This is a genomic window from Chamaesiphon polymorphus CCALA 037, from assembly GCF_003003845.1.
In the GTDB taxonomy this organism is placed as follows: domain Bacteria; phylum Cyanobacteriota; class Cyanobacteriia; order Cyanobacteriales; family Chamaesiphonaceae; genus Chamaesiphon; species Chamaesiphon polymorphus.
Genome location: NZ_PVWO01000464.1, coordinates 1 through 4,689, shown reverse-complemented (window position 1 = coordinate 4,689; position 4,689 = coordinate 1). Strand labels below are relative to the sequence as shown.

At 48.8% G+C, this 4,689-nt stretch carries 4 protein-coding genes; all 4 read left to right on the top strand.

Going from position 1 to position 4,689, the window contains the following annotated elements; translation table 11 throughout:
* Nucleotides 1–1,693, top strand: a 1,693-nt coding sequence (locus C7B77_RS30430; protein WP_181244015.1) for a hypothetical protein, incomplete at its 5' end; no start/stop codon positions are given.
* 15 nt (nt 1,694–1,708) lie between these two features.
* A complete protein-coding gene (locus C7B77_RS30425) occupies nt 1,709–1,861 on the top strand; it encodes a hypothetical protein (RefSeq protein ID WP_181244014.1) in 153 nt (50 codons plus the stop codon).
* Nucleotides 1,861–2,952, top strand: a complete 1,092-nt coding sequence (locus tag C7B77_RS24465) for a hypothetical protein (protein ID WP_106311066.1) — start codon at nt 1,861–1,863, stop codon at nt 2,950–2,952. The genes C7B77_RS30425 and C7B77_RS24465 overlap by 1 nt, the downstream gene beginning before the upstream one ends.
* A 13-nt stretch (nt 2,953–2,965) precedes the next feature.
* A partial coding sequence (locus C7B77_RS24460; protein ID WP_106311064.1) for a type IV secretory system conjugative DNA transfer family protein occupies nt 2,966–4,689 on the top strand: 1,724 nt, incomplete at its 3' end.

Below are 4,689 nucleotides of genomic sequence, written 5' to 3'. Positions count from 1 at the left end.
CAGTAAAGCGGCAATAAAACTGTTGCATTGGGTAAAGGAATTTCTTACCAAAGAAAGACATTTATTTCCACATCATTCGACCGTTAAAAGTAACGAACCTAGAAAGTCATTGCGCGAACGAGTTTGGGAAACAATTACTTCCCTGAAGGACTTTATTTTTAGGCGCAGTCAGGGTCGAGCTAACATCTCTTCAGAAATTGCGGGTAGCAAGCAAGCTCAGGCTCAAAAATTTCTGAAGTTACTCAATACGCCAGTAGGTGAAACCGTGCCATTGGAACTGGCGAAAATCAAAGTTACCGTCGAAGGGCGGGATTTGATTGAAGTAGATCGTCAAGGGAAAGTAGTCGTTAATGAGATCCAACCGTTGATGGCAACAGCAACCATCGCCGCAGCGATCGAGAGAAATCTGGTGGAGCTGCCGAACGCACCGGAGATCGAGCCGATTCCTGATTCGCTGGCACATGCAGAAATCGGCATTCAGAGTGAGGTATTGGCGGCGAACGATCTCGAAGAAACGATCGAGGCGATGGCAAATGCTGGAGCGGATCTTTCTGAAGATGAGTTGAATTCCATTACCTTTGATAACGAGCCAGATCATCCCCACTCATCTGAAGTGTTAGATGGCTCGAACGCCAGCTCTACAACCGATCTCGAAACAAACATACCGCTCGATCCAAAGTTGGGCGCGGATCTCGCCAATATTGCCTTGTTGCATCAAATAGCGACCCCCAGCGACACGTCCAGTTTGACGCTAATGGATGAGAACGGTAACGAGACGACGATAACTCAAACTATTTCTAGCGAGGGCGATGCAACTTACGATCTGCGCTCTGGCGATTATCTCGCACGGGGGTTTCGCCAACAACAGCTATCTTTTACGATCGATAGCGCGAGCATTCCTACTAATTTAAAAGTCAACAATCCTAATAATATCCCCGCCGATCTCCAGCTAATCTCGGCAATTGCCAACCAAATCAACGATCCGGAAGCTAGCAATCTCCAACTCAATTCCGACTCCGAACCTAGCGCGACAGCCGCCGCTTCAGAGCTGATAAAAACACTCGCCGAACTCGAAGTCAGGGAGGACGAATCGACAGTAATTGCCATCGACGATCTGCAACTACAAATCGATGTCGATTCATCAAGCGAGACAATGCGGATCGTCGATCCAACTACTCTAGCTTCGATGCAGTTTAGCAAAGGTCGGGGACTTGAAGATCGGGGGCTGTTGAAATCGATGCTCGACCGTGGGGTTGAAGGCGGTAGCTCTCTGGCTCAAAAGTTAATTGCGATCGCGACACAACGAGCGCAAATCGCTCGGCAAGCAGTCGCAAAAGTCGCACCTAGTGTGGGTGCTGCTATGAGTGAGAATACTTTAAAAGCCGCCGCAGGAGGTGCAGTAGCCGCAATAAATACCGTTAAGGCTGCTGGAGAAAAAATCGGTAATTTAGTGGGTGCAGCGCGGGAAACTGACACGGGAATCGTTCGCCCAGTCGTCGGTACGATTGCTGACATTCAGACGCAAGAAAAAGCCGAACTGATTAGACCGGAATCAATATTCGATCTTCTCGAAAAAGAACTTCAAAACGTAGGAGAGTCAGAAAAATCGCATTTAGATCTGGAGCCACCGCAGGGATTTAAATATGTCGAGGCACCTCAACAACAACCACCAACTCAATCCTTAAATTTGTAAATACTCATCACTAACATGTTAGCTTTAATTAAAAAAATCCGCGATTTTGATAACTCTCCAGCATTTATTTGGGCATGTAAGATCGTCTATTACTTCATTGGCGCGATCGGTTTGGCTGTATTCTTGAGCGGTCGCTGGTCGGAACTTATCGGTGGAGTTAGATATTAATGCTTAGATATCTTGCTGCTATTTGTACTATTTTATTACTGTTTCCAACGGTAGCTCAAGCTCAAAATAACGATCCGTTCTCCCAGGCAACGATCGGCGGAATGTCTAGATTTACTAGCCCAGTACGCGCTCAAATTCCCGACCGTGCCAGCGACGCGCTGGGTGGAGCGAGTGAAATTAATTGTCCGCGCGGAGCGGCTCCAGCTACCTGCATTCCAATGGCAGTCTGGAATGCGACTTTTAAAACGGGCGATTTAACCCCAGCAGCAATTGCCGCCACAACGGGCAAACCGATCGATCCTAACGCTAGCCTCGCCGCAGCAACTCCCTGGCTGAGTCGAGTGACGATCGCCGATGCGATATCCGCCGATCCCGCAATGGCAAATCTGCCAGTAACTACCGCCGACGGCACCCGCACTACCCTCGGCAAGTTGGGAGCTGGCAATCGAATTTTGGGGCGCGCAGTCGATCTGCGCCAAACTACCATTTCCCAGTTTCCCCAAATTCAAAATATCCAGTTAAAGCGATTTCCTGGCTTGGCCAAACTACCTGCCAACGTCGTGCCGGGACTGTCACAAATTAAGATTGCCAACATGCCAGGGTTTAGAATGCCTGCTGGCGTTGCATTGATGAAGCTAGATGTAATTCGCACTAAAGAACGCAATATCCAGCACATGGTGATGAGCGGGTCGAACCAACAGCCCAACGCCAAATGCGATCGCAACTGCGACTATGGCGAGTTCCACCCGTGGGTGGGAATGCCCTACCTCCGTGGTGCCAAGATTATCTCTGGCGATAGCCTGTCAGTGCGCGGTGGAGAAGGATTGCTGGCGATGGTAAACGGCGGCATGGAACCGACGGGAGTAGAAGCAAATATCGGCTCTGGCGGGATTAAATTCGTCCTCCGCAATCTCAACCCCCGAACTGGGTCGGCAACTGTCGCCATCAATTTGCGCTTCTGTGGTTGGCTGGTCGGCTGTACGCCCTATTTTATCGGCATCCCCTTATTTCCGATCTCCGAGCGCAACAACTGGTTTCCCATCGTCGCCACCAATGCCAGCGTTTATCGCCAAGTCAAATTGAGAAATTAAGTTCGATAAACTAATGTCACAGTCCAGCCAAATCGCTCACCATCAAACCTCATCCCAGCCGTCGCCGCAGATATCGGTTCAAAATTGGCTATCTTCGCCACTGGGGTTAATTTTGCTGGCTTGTTCGGTCTATGGGGTGGCGATGTTACTCGATAGTAAACCCCAGCACCAAAAGCTAGGGACTGCTTATTGGGGTGGCAGGAAGGAGAAAAAAGCCGCTCGCAAACGTGGGGAAAAACAGCTTAACAACCCAGGCTCGAAGATAGCTAATACTTGCTTATACATCAATAAGCCCAAGTGGGTCAGGATAAAACAACGCGAAGAATTAATTGCCAAAATCTCTAAATCTCTCAAACAACACGGCTTGAGCGAAGAACAAATCGAGTTAAAAATCGCCGAGCAGCAGGCAAACTTACCACCATTACCACAATGGTACGAACTATTCGATCGCACGGTCTATTTTCCCGACGCTCAGAGATCGATTATCGGTTACGGTGCTGCGGACACGGGTAAATCCTATGGATTTATGAATCCCTTGCTGCGTTCGGTACTAGATCGAGACTTCACCCTAACCATGTTCGATTTTAAATATCCCGAACAAACTAAGGAAATTGCTGGTTACGCTCGCGAGTTAGGCTATAAAATTCAAATCTTCGCGCCAGGTTTTATCGAAAGTTGCGTCTGCAATCTGCTCGATTATATTAGCGATTCGGGCGATGGCGTTAAAGCTGGACAGCTCGCTCAAACAATGATTAAAAATCTGGCAATGGGAGAGCGAGATAGCGGCAATGAATTTTTTACCGACGCAGGCATCAATTTAGTTAAAGCTGTTTTTCTCGCCGCTAAATGGGTGGCAGAGCAGTTAAATAGACCAGAATTCGGCGATCTGCTCACTGCCGCTACGATTATCTCGCTACCAAATCTCAGTGCGCGGATGAACTTTGCTACCAAACGTTTGAATATTTGGAATGCCAAAGCATTTTCCCAATTTATCGGTGTCGGCGGCGGTAATTTAGAAACCAACGTGACCGAAGGCGGGATTATTGCCAATGCCTCCAAGATTTTTCAGCGGTTTGTCGAGCGCGAATTCGTGCCCTCGATTTGCGGCACTAGCGACCTCCAGCCCGATCTCGACGGTAAAACTCTGACGATTATCGGCCTCAATCAGGACTATCGAGATATCGTCTCACCGATTCTCGCCACTGTTATCGACGCGCTCGTCTCGCGTAATGTCAATCACGCCCGCGAGCGCGAAGCACCGTTCGTATTCAGCGGGGACGAAGTACCGACGATCTATCTACCTAGATTGAAGAACTGGTTGGCAGAAGCGAGATCGGCGGGTTTTATCGCCCTGTTATTCTTACAAAACTACGCCCAATTAGTTGAATCCTATGGCGAAAATGGGGCGAGGACGATCGCTGGTAACTGCGGTACGAAAATCTTCCTCAATCCTCAAGATTCGTCCAGTGCTAAGGAATATTCAGAGTATTTGGGGAAAAAAGATATCGTCTACTGGACTAAATCAACGACTTCCGCTGGCAGTAAAGATGGCAAAGCGACGACGACTCGCACCCAGCACGTTCAAGAGGTGCCGCTGATGGCTCCCGATGAATTCCTGAAACTGCCACAAGGACGGGGGGTAGTAATTTCACCAGGTCAGGAAAATAAGGATAAACAGGAAGTTTCGATTCCGATTTTACAGAATATGTCGATCGCCCCTGCCGATATTGCTGACAG